Source organism: Methylocystis iwaonis (genome assembly GCF_027925385.1).
Taxonomy (GTDB): domain Bacteria; phylum Pseudomonadota; class Alphaproteobacteria; order Rhizobiales; family Beijerinckiaceae; genus Methylocystis; species Methylocystis iwaonis.
Genome location: NZ_AP027142.1, coordinates 1,166,239 through 1,184,744, shown reverse-complemented (window position 1 = coordinate 1,184,744; position 18,506 = coordinate 1,166,239). Strand labels below are relative to the sequence as shown.

General features: G+C 64.8%; 19 protein-coding genes and 1 tRNA gene. 7 read left to right on the top strand and 13 right to left on the bottom strand.

Annotated features, from left to right (window positions below; genetic code table 11):
* Positions 1-13: 13 nt before the first annotated feature.
* A complete protein-coding gene (locus QMG84_RS05680; protein WP_281931081.1) occupies positions 14-1,375 on the top strand; it encodes a PleD family two-component system response regulator in 1,362 nt (453 codons plus the stop codon).
* A gap of 123 nt (positions 1,376-1,498) precedes the next feature.
* Positions 1,499-1,574 (top strand) — tRNA-Ala (locus QMG84_RS05675).
* Positions 1,575-1,994: 420 nt separating this feature from the next.
* On the opposite strand, the gene QMG84_RS05670 is transcribed toward QMG84_RS05675, so the two are convergent.
* Positions 1,995-2,147: a hypothetical protein gene (locus QMG84_RS05670; protein WP_281931079.1), complete on the bottom strand. Its 153-nt coding sequence runs from the start codon at positions 2,145-2,147 to the stop codon at positions 1,995-1,997.
* Positions 2,148-2,172: 25 nt separating this feature from the next.
* On the opposite strand from QMG84_RS05670, the gene QMG84_RS05665 reads away from it, so the two are divergent.
* The 5 genes from QMG84_RS05665 (at position 2,173) to QMG84_RS05645 (ending at position 8,976) form a co-directional block, all read left to right on the top strand.
* Positions 2,173-2,742 carry a hypothetical protein gene (locus tag QMG84_RS05665; RefSeq protein WP_202072296.1) on the top strand — a complete coding sequence of 190 codons (570 nt, stop codon included), beginning with the start codon at positions 2,173-2,175 and terminating at the stop codon, positions 2,740-2,742.
* A gap of 207 nt (positions 2,743-2,949) precedes the next feature.
* Positions 2,950-3,807, top strand: a complete 858-nt coding sequence (locus tag QMG84_RS05660; RefSeq protein ID WP_281931078.1) for a xanthine dehydrogenase — start codon at positions 2,950-2,952, stop codon at positions 3,805-3,807.
* 303 nt (positions 3,808-4,110) lie between these two features.
* Entirely contained in the window at positions 4,111-5,448 is a 1,338-nt protein-coding gene (locus tag QMG84_RS05655) for an ABC transporter substrate-binding protein (RefSeq protein WP_281931077.1), read from the top strand.
* Complete coding sequence (locus tag QMG84_RS05650) at positions 5,445-6,746, top strand: di-heme oxidoreductase family protein (RefSeq protein WP_281931075.1); 1,302 nt, start codon at positions 5,445-5,447, stop codon at positions 6,744-6,746. Before QMG84_RS05655 ends, QMG84_RS05650 begins: the two co-directional genes overlap by 4 nt.
* Before the next feature lie 16 nt (positions 6,747-6,762).
* A complete protein-coding gene (locus QMG84_RS05645; protein WP_281931073.1) occupies positions 6,763-8,976 on the top strand; it encodes a TonB-dependent receptor plug domain-containing protein in 2,214 nt (737 codons plus the stop codon).
* Positions 8,977-9,123: 147 nt separating this feature from the next.
* Here QMG84_RS05645 and hypE read toward each other — a convergent pair whose 3' ends face one another.
* The 12 genes from hypE to hypC are packed head-to-tail and all read right to left on the bottom strand — an operon-like array spanning position 9,124 to position 18,500.
* Positions 9,124-10,206, bottom strand: a complete 1,083-nt coding sequence (gene hypE / locus QMG84_RS05640) for a hydrogenase expression/formation protein HypE (RefSeq protein ID WP_281931072.1) — start codon at positions 10,204-10,206, stop codon at positions 9,124-9,126.
* Entirely contained in the window at positions 10,164-11,288 is a 1,125-nt protein-coding gene (gene hypD / locus QMG84_RS05635; RefSeq protein ID WP_281931071.1) for a hydrogenase formation protein HypD, read from the bottom strand. The genes hypE and hypD overlap by 43 nt, the downstream gene beginning before the upstream one ends.
* Positions 11,285-11,509: a HypC/HybG/HupF family hydrogenase formation chaperone gene (locus QMG84_RS05630; protein ID WP_202072289.1), complete on the bottom strand. Its 225-nt coding sequence runs from the start codon at positions 11,507-11,509 to the stop codon at positions 11,285-11,287. Before QMG84_RS05630 ends, hypD begins: the two co-directional genes overlap by 4 nt.
* Positions 11,500-13,791 (bottom strand): carbamoyltransferase HypF, encoded by a 2,292-nt coding sequence (hypF, locus tag QMG84_RS05625; protein ID WP_281931069.1) that lies wholly within the window; start codon positions 13,789-13,791, stop codon positions 11,500-11,502. Before hypF ends, QMG84_RS05630 begins: the two co-directional genes overlap by 10 nt.
* A 5-nt stretch (positions 13,792-13,796) precedes the next feature.
* The gene (hypB, locus tag QMG84_RS05620) at positions 13,797-14,729 is read right to left on the bottom strand and encodes a hydrogenase nickel incorporation protein HypB (RefSeq protein ID WP_281931067.1); all 933 of its coding nucleotides are present in this window, start codon (positions 14,727-14,729) and stop codon (positions 13,797-13,799) included.
* Positions 14,729-15,070 carry a hydrogenase maturation nickel metallochaperone HypA gene (hypA, locus tag QMG84_RS05615; protein ID WP_281931065.1) on the bottom strand — a complete coding sequence of 114 codons (342 nt, stop codon included), beginning with the start codon at positions 15,068-15,070 and terminating at the stop codon, positions 14,729-14,731. Before hypA ends, hypB begins: the two co-directional genes overlap by 1 nt.
* The gene (locus QMG84_RS05610) at positions 15,063-16,190 is read right to left on the bottom strand and encodes a nickel-dependent hydrogenase large subunit (protein ID WP_281931064.1); all 1,128 of its coding nucleotides are present in this window, start codon (positions 16,188-16,190) and stop codon (positions 15,063-15,065) included. The genes hypA and QMG84_RS05610 overlap by 8 nt, the downstream gene beginning before the upstream one ends.
* Positions 16,187-16,669, bottom strand: coding sequence for a [NiFe]-hydrogenase assembly chaperone HybE (gene hybE / locus QMG84_RS05605; RefSeq protein WP_281931063.1), 483 nt, complete (start codon positions 16,667-16,669; stop codon positions 16,187-16,189). Before hybE ends, QMG84_RS05610 begins: the two co-directional genes overlap by 4 nt.
* Before the next feature lie 36 nt (positions 16,670-16,705).
* Positions 16,706-16,909, bottom strand: a complete 204-nt coding sequence (locus tag QMG84_RS05600) for a rubredoxin (RefSeq protein ID WP_281931061.1) — start codon at positions 16,907-16,909, stop codon at positions 16,706-16,708.
* A complete protein-coding gene (locus QMG84_RS05595; RefSeq protein WP_281931059.1) occupies positions 16,906-17,757 on the bottom strand; it encodes a hydrogenase expression/formation protein in 852 nt (283 codons plus the stop codon). Before QMG84_RS05595 ends, QMG84_RS05600 begins: the two co-directional genes overlap by 4 nt.
* Complete coding sequence (locus QMG84_RS05590; protein WP_281931057.1) at positions 17,754-18,191, bottom strand: thioredoxin domain-containing protein; 438 nt, start codon at positions 18,189-18,191, stop codon at positions 17,754-17,756. Before QMG84_RS05590 ends, QMG84_RS05595 begins: the two co-directional genes overlap by 4 nt.
* Positions 18,192-18,200: 9 nt before the next feature.
* A complete protein-coding gene (gene hypC, locus QMG84_RS05585; RefSeq protein WP_281931055.1) occupies positions 18,201-18,500 on the bottom strand; it encodes a HypC/HybG/HupF family hydrogenase formation chaperone in 300 nt (99 codons plus the stop codon).
* Between the last annotated feature and the right edge of the window lie 6 nt (positions 18,501-18,506).

Genomic DNA, 18,506 nt, shown 5'->3' with positions numbered 1-18,506 from the left:
AGACGTCAGCCCTATGACCGCGCGCGTCCTGATCGTCGACGATCTGCTCCCCAACATCAAACTGCTGGAAGCCCGCCTCTCTGCTGAATATTTCGACGTGGTGACGGCGACGAACGGCCCGCAGGCTCTGGAGCTCTGCCGCGAAGGGCGCTGCGACATCGTTCTGCTCGACGTCATGATGCCGGGCATGGACGGATTCGAGGTCTGCTCGCGGTTGAAAGCCGACCCCGCCACAATGCATCTGCCGGTGGTGATCGTGACGGCGCTCGATCAACCGGAGGATCGCGTGCACGGCCTCGAATGCGGCGCCGACGATTTCCTCACCAAGCCCGTCGACGAGATCGCGCTGATCGCGCGCGTCCGGTCGCTGGCGCGCCTCAAGATCACCATCGACGAATTGCGCGCCCGCGCCAGCACCTCGGCCAATCTCGGCCTCGCCTCCCGCGAGCCCAACGACGGGGCGCGCGGCCGCATCCTGCTGGTCGAGGATCGCCCGAGCTCGGCCGACCGGATCGACTCCGCGCTGCGCGACTTCCACGACATCGACATCGAACAGCATCCGCAGGAGGCCTTGTTCCGGGCCGCCGAGAATAATTACGAGCTCGTCGTCGTCAGCCTCAACCTCGCCCATTTCGACGCGCTGCGGCTGTGCAGCCAATTGCGCTCGCTGGAACGCACCCGCACGCTGCCGATCCTCCTGTTGGCCGATATGGACGACCGCCAGCGCGTCCTGCGGGGTCTCGATCTGGGCGTGAACGACTATATCATGCGGCCGATCGACCGCAACGAGCTTCTGGCGCGCGTGCGCACGCAGTTGCGGCGCAAGCGCTACACGGACTCGCTGCACGAAAACGTGCAGGCGGCGATTGAGCTCGCGGTCGTCGACGCGCTCACCGGGTTGAACAACCGCCGCTTCCTCGAGACCCATCTCGCCACGGCGCTCGACCAGACCGCCCATAAGGGCCGGCCTCTGTCCTTGATGATTCTCGACATCGATCACTTCAAATCGGTCAACGACACCTATGGCCACGACGCCGGCGACGAGGTGCTGAAGGCCTTCGCCCAACGCATCAAGCGCGTCCTGCGCAGCGCCGATCTCGTCTGCCGCCTGGGCGGCGAGGAGTTCGTCGTCGTCATGCCCGATACGCCGCTCGCCGTTGCCGAGCGAATCGCCGAACGCGTGCGCGCGGCGGTCGAGGGCGCGCGCTTCCCCGTCGACCCCAAGGCGACGCGGACGATTCCGGTCACCACCTCCATCGGCCTCGCCGAGCGCGGCGCCGACGCCAACGCCGACGCCCTGATGCGGCGCGCCGACAAGGCCCTCTACGCCTCCAAAACCTCGGGCCGCAACAGGGTGACGGCGGCGGCCGCTTGAGGCCTGTGAGAAAATTGACATAAAGCCGCTCGCCGGGCTTGCAGACAAAGCCCGGCTGAACTATACACCGCCCGTCGACGCCGCGTCGGCCGCAGCCTCCCCCAAGAGGCCCGTAGAAAAGATGGGGCCATAGCTCAGTTGGGAGAGCGCTTCAATGGCATTGAAGAGGTCGTCGGTTCGATTCCGTCTGGCTCCACCATCAATCAATAATAGATAAGCATACTGGCGTCGAGTTGACAGCGACTCGTCTTAGGGACGGTTGGCCGCGCCGCTGCTCTACCGAAGAACTCTTGTAGGCCGATAACGCTTATACCGGTTCGCGCAAAATCGCGCGCCCACAAGCGAGCGGCCGATCGTTCCCTACCTTGGGCACCACCAATGTTCAGCGACTCGGGCGATCTGCTCGCGCCTCGGCGCTTCGCGGCTAAACGCTGGTTTCAAAAGTAATGGCGGCTACAGAAAGCGGCCTCGGTCATTTCAACACTCGGAGCAGCAAGAAACCGTATACGCAGTCCCTCACACCCTCTGACTAAAAAATCAATATTTCCGCTACCTTAGTCTACGACTCCATGGAACCTTCAGCTTGGGGAACTGAGCCCGCTTCTTTTTGCTTCACGAATCAGTCATTAAACAGCAAGAATTGCCAAGGTTCCACGCGCATATGGTTCGACTTGCCTTTACCGATGACACCGATGCCCCAGCCGCGGAGAGCGAACGGCGCCGGCTTCGAGACGACGCCCTGCGCCGTCTCTTCGTTCTCGAAATCCTCCACTGACTGGCAGACTTCGATGGCCGTTATGAAGCATCAATTTATTCAAAATCCCCTGGGTTCCGCGCTGGACAACGACCTCGACGTCTTGCGGAAAAAGCTGAACAGCGCGCTCGGCTTTCCTCCGCGCCCGGCGCTGACGGCCGCCCTCGACCTCCTGACGAGAGCGAACACGGCTCTGGAGTTTCTCGAAAAGCGGAACGCCGACATAGAGAATTGGGCTGTCGAGGCTATTCGCCAACTTCAGGCGGATTTTGCATCCTCTGAGAACACAGTTGCGCTTTACCGCGATCGCGTCCGCGAGGCCGAGCAGCTCAACTGCGACCTCGGCAAGAAACTCTCCGCCGCCGAGCGCCGCGCCGTTCAGGCCGAAGAAAGGGCCGTGAGAGCGGAAACCGAGCTTTTGAAGGAGCGGACGAGGGCCGGGGCCGCCGAAGCACGGGCCGCCAAGGCGGAGGCTGACGCCGGCGATGCGGAACAATGGCTTTCGCAGGTCAGCGATCTGATCAACGCGAATCTTGCCGGGGCGGCGATCGTCTTGGACAATCTGGAAACGTCGGACCCCGTAGCGGCGCTCAAAAAGAAGCTCGGCGCCTGAGGCCGGCGCGGGCGAGCGCCCTCGATGTCCGCTTTGCCACAAAATTGCGTCAGACGGCACAAGGCTGGCCCAATGAAGCTTCAAGACGCCAGAAACCAGACGCCTCTACTTTGCAGCGCTATATATATTGAATTCCTTCCGATTGCCCGTTAGTCGCCTCATTGGCCCGCTCCTTGCTGCCAATCTCCCGAGAAAAGGGATGCAGCGATGAACGATCTCCAGCCGCGTAGCTTTCTGCATAATCAGGCCGATCCATACGCGATTATCCTCGGGACGAATGAGATCGCCTCGGCGATCGCCGTCAGGCTCTGCTGGGAGCGTTTTCGCGTCGTGCTGAGCCATGACCCGTTTCCACCCGTCATCCGGCGTGGGATGGCGTTCCATGACGCGCTATTCGACGATCAGGTCGCCGTCGACGGCGTCGTCGGGCAGCGCGCCGAGACCGCTTTGGAGATCATCGACGCCCTCGCCTTGCGCGGGCGGGCGGCCGTCACGCATCTACAATTGACCGATCTGATCACCTTGCGCGCCCCCGTCGCCGTCGTCGACGCGCGACTTCAAAAACACCGCGTCACGCCGGACCTTCGCGGCGTCGCCGGACTCGCTATCGGCGTCGGACCAAAATTTGCTGTGGGCGAGAACTGCGACATCGCCATCGAAACCCACCCCACGAAGACGGGCGCGCTTCTCGACGCCGGCGAGACGCGCGACGCCGATGGGGTCGCGCGCGCCTTGGGCGGCGTCGGCAAGGAGCGTTTCGTCTATTCGGCGCGGCCGGGCGTGTGGCGCACGCCGCTCGACATCGGCGCGCAGGTCTTCAAGGGCTTTGTTCTCGGCCATTTGGACAGCCAGCCGATAAAGGCGCCGATGGATGGTTTTCTGCGCGGAATCGCGCGCGACGGCGTTGCTGCGCCCGCCGAAGTGAAGCTCGTCGAGATCGACCCGCGCGGCCGCGCCGCTTGTTGGACGGGCACGGACGAGAGAGGCCGCGCCATCGCAGAGGCGGTGATTGCGGCGATGGCGAGGGCGCCAATCAGCCAGCTTCTCATCCCGTTCCAACTCTAGCGCGCTTTCGCTCGCATGGAATCAAAAGTCTACTAACTCTTGCGGAATGCGCTCTGAGCCGGCCGCGCGCCGCCACAGGATTATCTGCGCACGCCCCTGCCCTCCGCGGGCGGGCGATCTGCGCTTGCGCCCGCCTTCGCCACGCCGGCGCGCCATATACATATAGGCGCCATATATAATGCAGGACTGCGATACCGCGCTTGCTTGCAAGCCTTCTGGCGCCGTCATTTAGCGCTATATTCGCGTACTTTTTAAGCTTGGCCTCTGTTGACAGTATTGCACAGCTTGTCATAGCTTTCCGTTATGTACCAGATAAACATATCGAATCGATTCAAGCGCGGCGTCGCCGCCATCTCCCGCGCGACGCTCCTGGGATGCATCGCATTTGACGCCATCCCGCTTCGCCTGGCGCAGGCGGAGGAAACCAAGATCGTCGTCGTCACCAGCTTCCCGGAAGAGCTCACGACGCGTTACGAGCAAGAATTCGAGAAACGCTATCCGGACCTCCATATTCAGTTCGTCTGGAAGCAATCGCGGGACGCGCTTGCCGAGCTCAGCAAGCCGGCGCAAGGCGGCGCCGATGTCTATTGGGCGCCGACCATCGCCAATTTCGCGACCCTGCGCGAGCGCGGCGCCTTCCAGAAAATCTCGGTGGACCGCACGGCGCTTCCGGGCCGCCTCGGGCGCGAGCAAATCTCCGACCCGGCGGGGTTTTACGAGGCCTATGACGTCGCGGGCTATGGCGTCGTGATGAATCCGGCGCTCGCCGCGGCGAGCGGTCTCGCGGCGCCGAAGCGCTGGCGTGATCTCGCCGCCCCGAACTATGCGCGCCACTTGGCGATGCCCATTGCGGCGAAGGTCGGCTTTTCCCCTGCGCTCTACGACATCTTCCTGCAAAGCGAAGGATGGGAAAACGGCTGGGCGCAGTTGAGCGAGATGGCGGGAGAAGCCGCGCTCCTCGCCCAAGGCGCCCTGCCGACCGCGCAAGTGCGCGACGGCGCGGCGGTCTTTGCACTCACCATCGACTTTTTCGCCGTAAGCGCCAAGGCCAATGGCGCGCCGGTGGAGATGATCTATCCCGAGCGCACCGCCTTCCTGCCCGCGCATATCGCCGTCACCGCCGCGACGAAACATGCGGCGGAAGCCAAGTCCTTCGTCGATTTCGCGCTTTCCGCGGACGGCCAAAAGCTGATGATCGAGCGCGACAGCATGCGCCATCCGGCAAGGCCCGACTCCTATCAGGGCGCGCCGGCGGCGCTCGTCGATCCCTTCAAACTGCCGGCCGACTCGATCCTCGATTACGATATGGACATCGGGCGGCGGCGGCCGCCATTGATCACGCTTCTCTTCGACCTCGCCATCGTCGAAGGCCATGACGAGCGCGCGGCGCTGTGGCGCGCCGTCCACGAGGCCGAGAGCAAGGACAGCGGGGCCAAAGCCAAAGAGACGCTGAGCGAGGTGCGCCGGCTCTTGAGCGTCGTGCCGGTCTCGGAGCGCGAAGCGAAAGACCCCGCCTTCCTCGACGCTTTCGGCGATCGCGACGCGGTCGATCCCCAGCGGATCGCCAAATGGCGCGACGATCTCGCGACGGCGCGCCGCCAAGCGAAAGAAAAGCTCGCGACCCTCGGGATCGCGCCGTGAAACGCGCCGGTCTTCTTCTCGGCGCGCTGCTGCTCATGGGCGCGGCGCGCTATGAAACCAGCGCGCCGCCGACAGAGGCTTTCACCCAGCCGATTGACAGCCTGACGGCCGCGCAGACGCCGATCTTCCGACGCGGCTCGGGGCTGTTCCGCCAGGCGTGGCTGATCGGCCCCTCTGACGATCACCCCGACCTCATCGGGCTTGGCCCGCTCTACAACCGGCTTTCCTGTATCGCCTGCCATGTGAAAAACGGACGCGGCGCCGCTCCTGATCCCGAGAATGGCGTCACGCGGCATATGGTGGCGAGGCTGAGCGTCGAGGGAACGGACGCGCATGGCGGACCGCGCGCCCATCCCATTTACGGCGCTCAGCTCAATCCCGAGGGCGTTCCCGGAGTCCCTGGAGAAGGCCAGGCGACCGCCGCCTTCGACGAGACAACCGTCGCTCTCGCCGATGGCGAGCGCGTGTCCCTGCGCCGCCCCAAGCTCGCTTTCCGCCGCCTTGCCTATGGCGAGCTGGGACAAGAGACGAAGACCTCGCTGCGCAACGCGCCGCCGGTCTTTGGCCTGGGATTGCTGGAGGCCGTGCCGGATGCGGAAATCCTCGCCGGCAAAGGCAGACCTAATTTTGTCTGGAGCATCGAAGCCAACGCCAGGACGCTCGGTCGGTTCGGATTGAAGGCCAATCAACCGAGTCTGCGCCAGCAGATCGCCAACGCCTTCGCCGAAGACATTGGCGTCACCTCCTCGATGTTTCCGACCGAGACGTGCACGGCGACACAGGAAGCCTGCCGCGCCGCGGGCTCGCTAAAGCCCGATCTGACTGACACACAGCTCGACGCGGTCACGGATTACATCCGCTGGCTTGCGGTTCCCGCGCGCCGCGCGGCCGACGCGCCGCAGGTCGTCGCCGGCGAAAAGCAATTCCACACGCTCGGCTGCGCGACTTGCCATCGCGAGACGCTGCGGCTCGGGGCCCTTCCGGCGCTCCCTGCGCTGAGCGGCGCCGAGATTCACCCCTATACGGATCTGCTGCTGCACGACATGGGCGAGGGCCTCGCCGACGGGCGCCCGGATTACGACGCCGGCCCGCGCGACTGGCGCACGCCGCCGCTCTGGGGCCTCGGCCTCGCCGGCAAGGGCGGCGACGGCGCAAATTATCTGCATGACGCACGCGCGCGCACGCTCACGGAAGCGATCCTTTGGCATGGCGGCGAAGCCCAACCTGCCGCCGAGGCCTTTCGTCAACTTCAAAAGCAGGAGCGCGACGCCCTGCTCGCTTTTCTCAACTCTCTCTAGCGGCCGGGGGGCGCGCGTGACCAGATATCTCACGTCCACTTCGCTTTCCGGCAGCCTGCTGCTGGCGCTCTGCGCGCCGGCGCTGACGCAAACCGCCCTGCCGCCGATCGAAATTCGCGCGCCAAAGGCTTTCGAGCTCGGCCAGATCAAGGTCGGCGAGCGACGACTGGCGACGCCGACCGGCCCCACGAGCCAAGGCAATGGCTCTGGCGCTGACGGCGCCTCATCATCTGCTGCGCCCGCCAATGCCGATAACGCGCCGACGCCCAAGCAGCATACCGACGCCTTCGGCGGCTACACGATCACCAATCGCCAGATCGAAACCTTCGCGCGCGACACGCTAGATCGCGCCATCAATATTGCACCGGGCGTCAACGCCAACACGACCGGCACCGCGCGCAACGAGCAGAATATTTATGTACGCGGCTTCGATCGCTGGCAGGTTCCGCTCACTGTCGATGGCGTGCGGGTCATGCTCCCTGTCGATAACAGGCTCGATTTCGCCCGGTTCATGACGCCGGACATCGCCGAGGCGCAAATCGCCAAGGGCTATGCCTCTGTGCTCGACGGGCCCGGCGGCATGGGCGGGCAGATCAATCTGGTTTCGCGCAAACCCTCGCGCGAGATCGAAAGCGAATTCAGAAGCCGTGTCGAGTTCGGGCGCGACGGTACCTATCAGGGCGTCCAAAACTACGGTTTCGTCGGCACGAAGAAGGATCTCTATTACGCGCAGCTCAGTGGCGCCTGGCAGAAGTTCGACGGCTGGTTACTGCCCGCGAGCTATGTCTCGACGCCCATCCAAGGCTGGGGCTTCCGCAACCAGTCTTACACGCAGGACTACAGCGTCAACGCCAAGGTTGGCGTGACGCCCAACGCTACGGATGAATATTCGCTGACCTTTTCGCGGCAGGATGGCGACAAGGGCGCGCCGTTTCATGTCTCTCAGCCGATTAACACGCAAAACAACTGGAAATGGCCTTACTGGCGCGTTCAAAACCTCTACTTCCTCTCGAAGACGAAGCTCGGCGACGCCTCTTATGTCAAGACACGCGGCTATTGGAGCAAATATGAGAACTCCATCCTCGCCTTTGATAACTTCGGCTTCTTCAACCAAGCGGCGCCCAAATCCTTCGACAGCCATTACTCCGATTACGCGCTCGGCGCCGAAGTCGAGGCCGGAACGCAGTTCGAAGACATCGATACGCTCAAGGGCTTATTCTACTACCGCCTCGACACCCACACCGAGTGGCAAAACAACTACGGCACGAATTATCAGGGCAAGCCCAAAGGATGCGTGGCGAATGTGCCTTGCTCCTTCCAGCCGGTGATCGCGAGCCTGGAAGACACTTATTCCGTCGCGATCGAGAATACGTTTCATCCGCGCAAGGACATCGATATCGTCGGCGGCTTCAGCTACGACTGGCGACATCTGCGTCAGGCGCAAGGTTTCGCTCTGCCTCAAGGCACGATCACCTATACGCCAAAAGACATGAGCGCACCGAACTACCAGGGCGCCGTCATCTGGCGCTATAACGGAACCGACGCCGACCGCGTCTATTTTAACGTGTCCGACCGCGTGCGCTACCCGACGCTGTTCGAGCGCTTCAGCACGCGTTTCGGCGGCGCCACCTCTAACCCCACGCTTCAACCCGAGCGCGCCGTCAATTACGATCTCGGCTGGTCGACTCAATTTGCGCCCAATGCGCGTCTCACGGTCGATCTGTTCCATAGCTGGGTTCAAAATCTGATCCAGAACGTGCCCATGCCCGCCTACGGGCCGAATGTCACGCAATCGCAGAATGTCGGCGCGGGGCGTTTCACTGGCGCAGAGGTTTCCGTGGATTATGAGCCGCGCGAAGATTTCTCGCTCGGCGGCAATCTTACGGTCATGCGCCGGCGCGTCTACGCGCCTTATATTCCGACGTTCCAGCCGATCGGCGTGCCGGACATCAAGCTCTTCCTTTATGCCGGCTACCGCCCCATCCCAGAGATCACGCTCACGCCGAATATCGAAATCGCCAGCAGCCGCTGGACGGCTTATCAGAATACGCAATCCTACTACCGCACGGGGGCCTATTTCCTGACGAACTTCAACGCCGATTATCAGGTGACCAGCAATTTCAAAGTGACCGCCGGCGTGCGCAATCTCTTCGACCAGCTCTACGTTCTGACCGACGGCTTCCCCGAGCCGGGGCGCAGCATGTATTTGGCGGTGAAGGCGACGTTCTGAGTGAGTTGAGGCTCGATGGCTCACTGTCATTCCCGACGCTCGCGAAGCGAGCGATCGGGAAACCAGAGCCAAACCAGCGCTCTTGAGGCTCTGGATTCCCGGTCGGGCTTTCAGCCCGCCGGGAATGACATCCCCCAGCAAGCCGCTCTAACAAATCCGCGGAAGCTGCTCGCCCGCAAGCCAATCCACAATGCGCGCGCCGCCGAAGGACGATGTCATCTGCACGAAGCGCCGCTCATCCTCGACCGCGGCGCCGATGATCGCGGCGTCGCGACCGAGCGGATGGGCGCGCATCGCCTCGAGTAGCGCCGGCGCGGCCTCCGGGGCGACGACGGCGATCAGCTTGCCCTCATTGGCGACATTCAGCGGATCAAGACCAAGCAGCTCGCAGGCGGCGGCGACTTCCGGCTTCACCGGAATGGCCGCTTCCTCGATACGAAAACCAACCCGCGACTGCTGCGCGATCTCGTTCAAGGTCGCGGCGAGGCCGCCGCGCGTCGGATCGCGCATCAGCCGCAGCGCGGCGCCCGCCGCCGCGACCATATCCGCGACGAGCCCATGCAGCGCGGCGGAGTCCGACAAGATCTCACAGTCGAACTCCAGATTCTCGCGCTTCGACATCACGGCGACGCCGTGATCACCGATCGAGCCGGAGACCAGCAGAACATCCCCCGGCCGCGCCTTGTCGCCGGAAAGGTCAAGCCCTTCGGGAACGGCGCCGACGCCTGTCGTGGTGATGAAGACGCCATCCGCCTTGCCGCGCTCGACGACCTTGGTGTCACCGGTAATCACGGGAACGCCCGCCGCGCGCGACGCCGCGCCCATGCTCTCCGCGATACGCGCGAGATCGGAAAGCGGAAAACCTTCCTCGATGATGAAGCTCGCCGAGAGATACAGCGGCTTGGCGCCCGACATGGCGATATCGTTCACCGCGCCATGCACCGCGAGCGAACCGATGTCGCCGCCGGGGAAGAACAGCGGCGAAACAACAAAGGCGTCGGTCGTCATCGCCATGCGGCCTTTGGGCGCCTCGAAGACGGACTGATCATTGCCCTGCCGCAGCCAGTCGTTGTCGAGCGCCGTGTGGAAAATGTCGGCGATGAGCTGCGCCATCGCCCGCCCGCCGGCGCCATGCGAGAGATCAACGCGGCCATTGCCGATATCGAGCTTGCGACGATAAGTCTTGGTCACGACGCAACCCTCTGCGTGTCGAAGCGGCGATAGGTCCATTGCGCGGCGCAGGCGCCCTCGGACGATACCATGCAGGAGCCCATTGGCGTTTCCGGCGTGCAGACCGTGCCGAACAGCTTACAATCATGCGGCCGCTTGGCGCCGCGCAGGATCGCGCCGCATTCGCAGGCGGGATTGTCCTTGGCGCTAGGCGTCGTGACGCCGAAGCGGCGCTCTGCGTCATAATCCGCATAAGCCGCGCGCAGCCGCAGAGCGCTCGCCGGAACTTCACCGAGCCCGCGCCACTCGAAGGAGTCGCGAAGCTCGAAAATATCGGCGACTTCGGCCTGCGCTTTGAGATTGCCCTCGTGCGTGACGGCCCGGCCATATTGGTTCTCGACCTCGCAGCGGCCCTCGTTCAACTGGCGCACCAGCATCAAAATGGACTGCATCACATCAAGCGGCTCAAAGCCCGCGATCACGATCGGCTTGTTGAATTGCTGCGCGGCGAATTGATAGGGCCGCACGCCGATGACGGCGGAAACATGCGAGGGCCCCACAAAACCGTCGATCTCCACGCCCTCGCCTTCCCCAGCGAGGATCGCGCGCATGGCGGCGGGCGTCAGCACATGGTTGCAAAAGACGGAGAAGTTCGAAAGCTTCTTTTGCGCGGCAAGCCTGATGGCCAGCGCCGTCGGCGGCGTGGTCGTCTCGAAGCCGATGGCGAAGAACACGACTTCGCGAGACGGCTCGGCCTCGGCGATGCGAATGGCGTCGAGGGTTGAATAAACCATGCGGATGTCGGCGCCCGCCGCCTTCGCCTTTATGAGGCTCATGCCGCCCGAGGCCGGCACGCGCATGAGGTCCGCATAAGTGCAGAGGGTCACCTTCGGATCGCGCGCGAGCGCAATCGCCGCATCGATGCGCCCCACAGGCAAAACGCAGACGGGGCATCCGGGCCCATGGATCATGCGAATATTGGGCGGCAGCAGATCTTCAAGCCCGTAACGCGAAATGGCGTGGGTATGACCGCCGCAAAATTCCATGAAGCGATACTCGCGGTCGTCGCGCGCCGAAGTCGCGAGGCTGCGCGCGAGACCGCGCGCCAAGTCGCCGTCGCGAAACTCGTCGACATATTTCATGGGTTCATTCCGGCGAAATCGCGGATCATGGCGAGCGTGCGCTCGGCTTCCTCGGCGTCGACCTTGGAAAGCGCGAAGCCAACATGCAGGATCACATAATCGCCAACCGACACATCATCGACCAGCGCGATCGATATGCTCTTGGAAACGCCGTCGAGCGATACTTTCGCCATCTGATCGGGCAGCAGCTCGGTGACGCGCACGGGAACGGCTAGGCACATGCCGCGCTCTCTTTCTCTCTCTCGGCGGCCGCGAAAGCGGCGCGCGCCATCGCGGCCTGTCCCAGCGACAGGCCGCCGTCATTGCATGGAACGGCCCGCGCCAGCAAAGGAAAAAGCCCCCGCAAGCGCAGGGCCTCGACGAGGCCCTCGGCCAGAATCCGGTTCATCATGCAGCCGCCCCCGAGCGCCACACGCGAATGCCCCTGCGCTTGCGCCGTAGCGGCAATCCATTCGGCGCAACCCTCTATCAGCGCGCCGTGGAAAAATTCTGCGGCCTCGCGCGGGCTTGGTCGCTCGGTTGCGATGAGGGACAGGAGTGGCGAGAAATCGAGAACGCCGTCACGAAGGGCGAAAGCGCCCGGCAATGTACGCGGCGCTTCGACAAGCGCTTCGAATTCCATCGCCGCCTGTCCCTCGTAACGCTGTTCAAGGCAGACGCCTGCGAGCGCCGCCGCCGCATCGAAGAGGCGCCCCATGCTGGTGGTTTTCGGCGCCATGCCGCGACGCAGGCTCTCGGCGATCTTATCGGCGAGCGCCGCCTCGGGAAACAAGCGCTCGGCGAGTTCGAGACGCCCGATAGCTGCTAGTGCCGCCATCCCCATGCGCCAGGGCTCGCGCGCGGCGCGGTCGCCGCCCGGCAGCGCGAGCGGCGCGAGATGGCCGAGGCGCGTCCATGTCGACCCGTCGACGCGCATCAATTCGCCGCCCCAGGCGCCGCGATCGTCGCCCATGCCATAGCCGTCGAGCGCCACGCCGAGCGCCGGCCCCGAAACGCCATGCTCCGCCGCGATCGCTGCAACATGCGCCGCGTGATGCTGGGCGCGCAATAGCGGCAGTTCCATCTCCTCCGCGAGGCGTGTGGAATAAAAATCAGGATGAAGATCGCAGGCGACGGCTTCCGGCGTGACGTCGAGTATCGAGAGGAGATGGCGCAGGGTCTCATCAAAGAACCGCACGCTCTCTGCGTCATCCAGATCGCCGATATGCTGCGAAACAAAAGCCTCGCGCCCGCGCGTCACCGTCACAGTTGTCTTGAGATGCGCGCCCAAGGCGACGACGCATGGCCCGTCTGCGCCAAGATCGATCGGGTCGGGCGTATAGCCGCGCGCGCGCCGCAGAAAGGCGGGCGCGCAGTCGACGACCGCAGCGACGGAATCATCGGCGCGCACGACGATGGCGCGATCGTGGCCGACAATGAGGTCAGCGATGGAGGACAGCCTGCGGCGCGCGTCTGCGTCATCGACCACCAGCGGCTCGCCGCCCGGATTGGCGCTCGTCGCGACGATGACGAAATCATTCGCTTCCTCGCGCCAGTCGCGCCCGGCAGGAAAACCCGCCGCCGCGTGAAACAGCAAATGATGCAAAGGCGCATAAGGCAGCATGACGCCGATGCGCGTAAGACGCGGCGCAATGGCGGGCGCAGGCGTTCCTCTCGATTTCACCACGACGATCGGCCGCGCCCGATGCTGGATCAGATCGAGCTCGGCCTCGGTCGGCTCGGCGAAAAGTGCGAGCGACGCGGCGTTAGCCGCCATGATGGCGAAGGGCTTGGCGTCGCGTTCCTTGCGGCGGCGCAGTTCGGCGACGGCCCCCGCATTGCGCGCGTCGCACATGAGATGATAGCCGCCGATCCCTTTCACCGCGACGATGGCGCCGGCGCGTATCCGCTCCACAATGACGCCGGGCTCGACATCGAGCCGCGGGCCGCATGTCGGGCAGGCAATCGTCTCGGCATGGAAGCGCCGGCTGCGCGGATCGGCATAGTCGCGCGCGCAATCCGCACACATGGCGAAGGGCGCCATAGAGGTCTGCGGGCGGTCATAAGGCAGCGACGACGAAATGGTGAAGCGTGGCCCGCAATGCGTGCAGGTGATGAAGGGATAAAGGTGAAAGCGGCTCGTCGCGTCGAAAAGCTCGTCGAGGCAAGCCTCGCAAGTCGCCGCGTCCGCGACGATGCGCGTCTGGCTTCGCCCGCCCGCGCTTTCGCGGATCGAGAAATCGCTGTCGCCACATAAATCGATGCGCTCGACGTCGATCGAGTCGATTGTCGCGAGCGGCGGCTTCTCCCGGCGCAGCGCCGATAAAAAATCCTCGTGCCGCGCGCCTTCGATTTCGAGCAGCAGGCCCTCGCCGTCGTTCAGCGCGAAGCCGCTCAAGCCGTAACGCGCGGCGAGGCCATAGGCGAAGGGTCGGAAGCCCACGCCCTGCACCGCCCCACGCAGCCGGATACGCAGCCGCGCGCTCGGCTCGCGCGAAGCGCCCGTGGCCGCGACGACGCTCATGCCTCTCAGCCCGCTGTTGCGGCGCCGGCGGCGGCGTGCGCGGCGCGGGCCTCGATCCAGGCGTAGAGCGCCGCCATTCCCTCGCCGGTCTGCGCGGAGACGACAAGCGTCTGCAGGTGCGGATTGACCTTCAGCGCATTGGCGAGACATTTGCCGACGTCGAAAGAAAGATGCGGCAGCAGATCGGACTTGTTCAGCAGCATGAGATCGGCGGCCGCGAACATATCCGGATATTTGAGCGGCTTGTCCTCGCCTTCCGTCACGGAAAGCACCACGACCTTATGCGCCTCGCCGAGATCGAAGGCCGCCGGGCAAACAAGATTGCCGACATTCTCGATAAACAGCACGCCGCCTTTTTTCAGATCGAGGCTCTCGAGCGCATGGCCGACCATATGCGCGTCGAGATGGCAGCCCTTGCCGGTGTTGATCTGAATAGCGGGCGCGCCTGTGGCGCGAATACGCTCGGCGTCATTCGACGTCTGCTGATCGCCCTCGATGACGGCGACGGCGGCTTTTTCCTTCAAATCGTTGATGGCGCGCACCAGCAGCGTCGTCTTGCCCGAGCCGGGGCTGGAAACAAGGTTCAGCGCCAGCACGCCTTTCTGCGCAAAGACCGCGCGATTGCCCCGCGCATAGGCGTCATTCTTGGAAAGAATGTCGCGCTCGATGCGGACGATGCGCTCCTGGCTCAGGCCGGGGACATGCACGCCCGCCGCGCCGGCGCCGAAATCGATGGCCTCGCCATGCGCATGATCGTGATGGTCGTCATGCGCGTCATCGTGATGATGATGGTGGTCGTGATCATGGCCATGGTGATGATGCCCATGGTCATGATCATGCGCATGGTCGTGATGATGATGGTGATCAGCCGCGTGCTTGTCCGCGCCCGTCTTCTCGCCTTCGACCGTCGCCGTTCCGCAGCCGCACACTGTGCACATTAGTCGACCTCCAACTCCTCGATGCGCAACTCGTCGCCCGAGGTCATCTGCACATGCCGCCTGCCGCATTCGGGGCAGGCGCCGAAGCGCTCGTCGAGCGGCACCGTCTTGCCGCAGTCGAGACACCAACCTTCGCCCGGCGCACGGATGATGTCCAGAGTCGCGCCGTCAGCCACCGTGCCGTGCGAAACGGCGTCGAAGCAAAAGCGCAAAGCCTCGGGCTCGACATGCGCCATGGCGCCGACCTTGAGCCGCACGACGCGCACCTTGCCGAAGCCCTGCTTGCGCGCCTCCTCGCAGACGATGTCGACGATGCTTTCCGTCAGCGCCATCTCATGCATGAAGCGGCTCGCGCAGCTCGACCTGAAAGGCGACGCAAGGGTCGAAGACGGCGGCAAGGCGCCGAATGCGCAGCCGCGCCTCGGGGCCAAAGCCGATTGGAGCGCCAAGCAGCGCCGCCGCGAAGGGGCCCGCCGGATGGAAATTCCACTCGGTCGGCGCGAGCAGCGCATAGTCGCGCACGCGCAAGGCGTCGTCGAGGCGCGCCCAGTGATAGAGGCGCCCGCGCGCGGTCTCGACGGCGGCGAAGCCTTCTTCCGCGCCAAGCGGGCAAAGGACGGCGGCGCCGCTCATGTCGGCCTCGCCCCGCGACAGCGCGCGACGCAGAATGTCCAGCGCCTCGCCGATGGCGATCAACCGCGCCGCCAAGCGCGCTGCGACCGCCGAACCGCCGCTCTCTGTCTCCCGCCAATGCCGGGCGAAAGCCCCCGTCTCCACGATGCGATGCGGCAAGGTTGGAGAGGCGGCGAAATGATCCCGGCCCTTACGCAAGCACTCGATGACACTGGCGTCGTCCGCCGCCGCCAAGGCGTCGGGCGCGTGCGGGCGCAGGAAGGCGTCGGCCTGGGCTTGCGCCATGACCGCCGCCAGGAAGCTCTCGCGCTCGGGCGCATCCGGCGCCTCGCAACGCAGGCCCAGGGACCGCGCGCCGTCCTCGATGGCCTTTACCGGCGCGCCAAGCTCGGCGCGCTGCGCCCAGGCCTCCCCGCGCGCCGCAATGGCCATGACGAGACGCGCCGCGCTCATGGCCTCGCGTAGAGGCGCGGCGGCGGGCGCCATATCCATCGACTCGCCCGCCTGCGGCCAGCCGAGGGCCAGCGAGCGAAGCGATTCAACAGCCTGTTCGGCGGCAAGGCCGATCGTGACAGAGAATTGCGCGGCGTCGCTCAACGCTTCGTCCCGCGCGGCGGCGATAGCGAGCTGCGCCGCGGCTCCATGTGAAAAACCGCACAGGCTGAAGAGCTGGCCGGCGAGCTGGGGGACTTCTTGCGGGCCGCGCCCCCGAAAGATACGCGCGATTCCCGCCGGCCGGCTCGAATTCACGAACACCGAGACGACGCGCCCATCCGTATCGACGTCCGCGCCGATGCGGATGGCGCCGGGGCCGGCGAGCGCGCTCATGACGCCGCCTCTTGCCCCGAGAGCCTCCCACGCAGCAAGGCGCGGCGATCCAGCCTGGCCGGTTTTTGCGCCGGCTTTTCTTCGAGCAGACCAGGATCGAAAAGCGCCTTCATCGCCTCTCCCGCAGCTTCTCGCGCCGACGACATATCGGAAAACTCGAACATGGGCGAGAACAACGAGCAGGCAAGGATCGCGCCGAAGCCGTCGAGCTGGGCGGGGACGCATTCGACGTCGCCGGCCGGCAGGGCGACGCGGACCGAGGTGCCAGCGGCGATGGGCGGTTCCGGAACGACGATCAAATTCATGAACCAGGGCGTCACCACGACGCCGACAGCGCTCTCTCCGAAGGCGCGAAAGCCGATCGCCGCCACGTCGAGCGCGTCGTTGCAGATCGGCACGTCGCGCATCGGCCCGGCGCGCACGCCTGCGTAGATCCCGGCGAGAGTCTCGCCAATCGTCCTGGCCGCCTCATCGTCCATCGCCGAGTCTCACGCGCCAAATCTCACGCCCAAACCTCACTTGCCCAGCCGCATGAAACGCGCACGCGGCGCGTCGCAATTCGGACAACGCCATTCCTCCGGCAGGGCGGAGAACGGCGTGCCCGGCGGTATCTGCCAGACGGGATCGCCCTCGGCCGGATCATAGACGCTCCAGCAGACGCCGCATTCCATGCGGTCGTCGTCGGAGGTTTCCGTCTGGCCGAAATTCTCGAAGCTCATTTGAAATAAGCCTCGTCGATCTCGCGCAGCCGCTCCGCCGAGTCGTGGAAATCTTCATCGGCCGCGCAGGCGGCCGCGGGAACGTCGCCGATTTCGAGCGTATCCAGAATGATCGTATCCATGGCGTTGAAGAATTGCACGGACCAGACATTGCGCGCGCCGGTCGCGAGCACCCGGCAGGTTCCATAGCCGCGCGAGACCAGTCTTACAGGCCCGTCGCCGAGCGTCTCCTGCAAAAATCCCATATCCGCTTCGCTCATCGGCAGAAGGGAGAAGTTGATGATATGGCTGGCGGCGCCCGGCGTGTGAGCCGCCATCCGTTCGCGAATTTCCGCCAACACCGGCATGACGTTCATTGCGCCCTGGGGCGGCGCGCCGAAGCTGATGTCGGCGGCGGCGAGCTCTGCGGCCTTGCGCACCGCCTGCGGAATGGCGCCGATCTCGAGATAATCTGCGACCAGCGCGCCGCCGGCGTCGGTGAAGCGCACCCGCCACAGGCCCGCCATGACGGACTCCTGAACTTGCGCGACGACGCCGTCGGTCAAGACCGCAACCCCGGCGACCTCGCCCTCGCCCACCACTTGGGACAAAAGCTCGCGGTCGTCCGCCGGCAGATCGGTGATGTCGAACAGCCTGTTCGGCTCTTGCGCCGTTTGGGCGGCAAGCGCGTCGGCAAGCTGCGGCAGCAGCTCAGCGACAGTAGGGCAGCGCGCGATGAGCTCAGCCGCAGATCGCGTGGCGAGGAAGTTCACTTCCCGACGCGTATCGAGCGCCTCCTCGCCGCCGATCGGCAGCAGCGTTATGGCGTCGTCGGCGCCGTCGGGCGCCACCCAAAAGCCGGCCTTCACGCGGTCGCTCCTTTTTGCGAGAAAGTGATTTCGACGCGAGGGCCCGCCTTGGCGAGCGGCGCCGCGTCGGGCGCGAGGAAAGCCTCGATCTTTTCGAGATACTCCGACCAGTCGCGGATGCGCGGAATGACGCCGATGGTCTTACCGGCTCGGATCACGGCGAGGCTCGGCAGCACGTCGACCTGAAATCTTTGGCCGAGGCTCTTCTCGGCATGCGCGGCGACGAGCGCGCCGGAGAGACGGCCGTCAAAGGCGATCAGAAGCTCGGGGAAAATCACCGCGACATCCGTCGCCTCTGGACGCTGCGCCGGGTCGCCGGCGAAAAGCAGAAGGAAACGCCCGTCTTCGCCCTGCGCGCTCAAAAGGGCGTCGGCATTCGCCTCATCGATGAGCGGGGCGCCGATGCGGTCGATGATAGCCTGCGGCAGGGGCATGCCTACTCCTTACTTCTGATCCCGCAAGAAATCCGGCAATTGCGGCTCGCGGTCAATCAGATCGGCAAAATATTGCTCGAAGTCGCCGCCGCTCAGGGCCGCCGCAAGCCCATCGAGCGCATCGTCGATCGATTGCGCTTCATCGGCGTCGAGAACGCGCATGGCGGTTCCAAGATGTACCAGCACTTTCGTTCCCGGCGTCTGCGCCCCGACGAGCAGCATCGAGACGGATTGCGTTTCGCCCTTGCGCTCGCAAAGCGCCCGCGCGTCATCGCCGGAGAGCACGGTCATCGGGAAGCCGAGACACATAGGGGC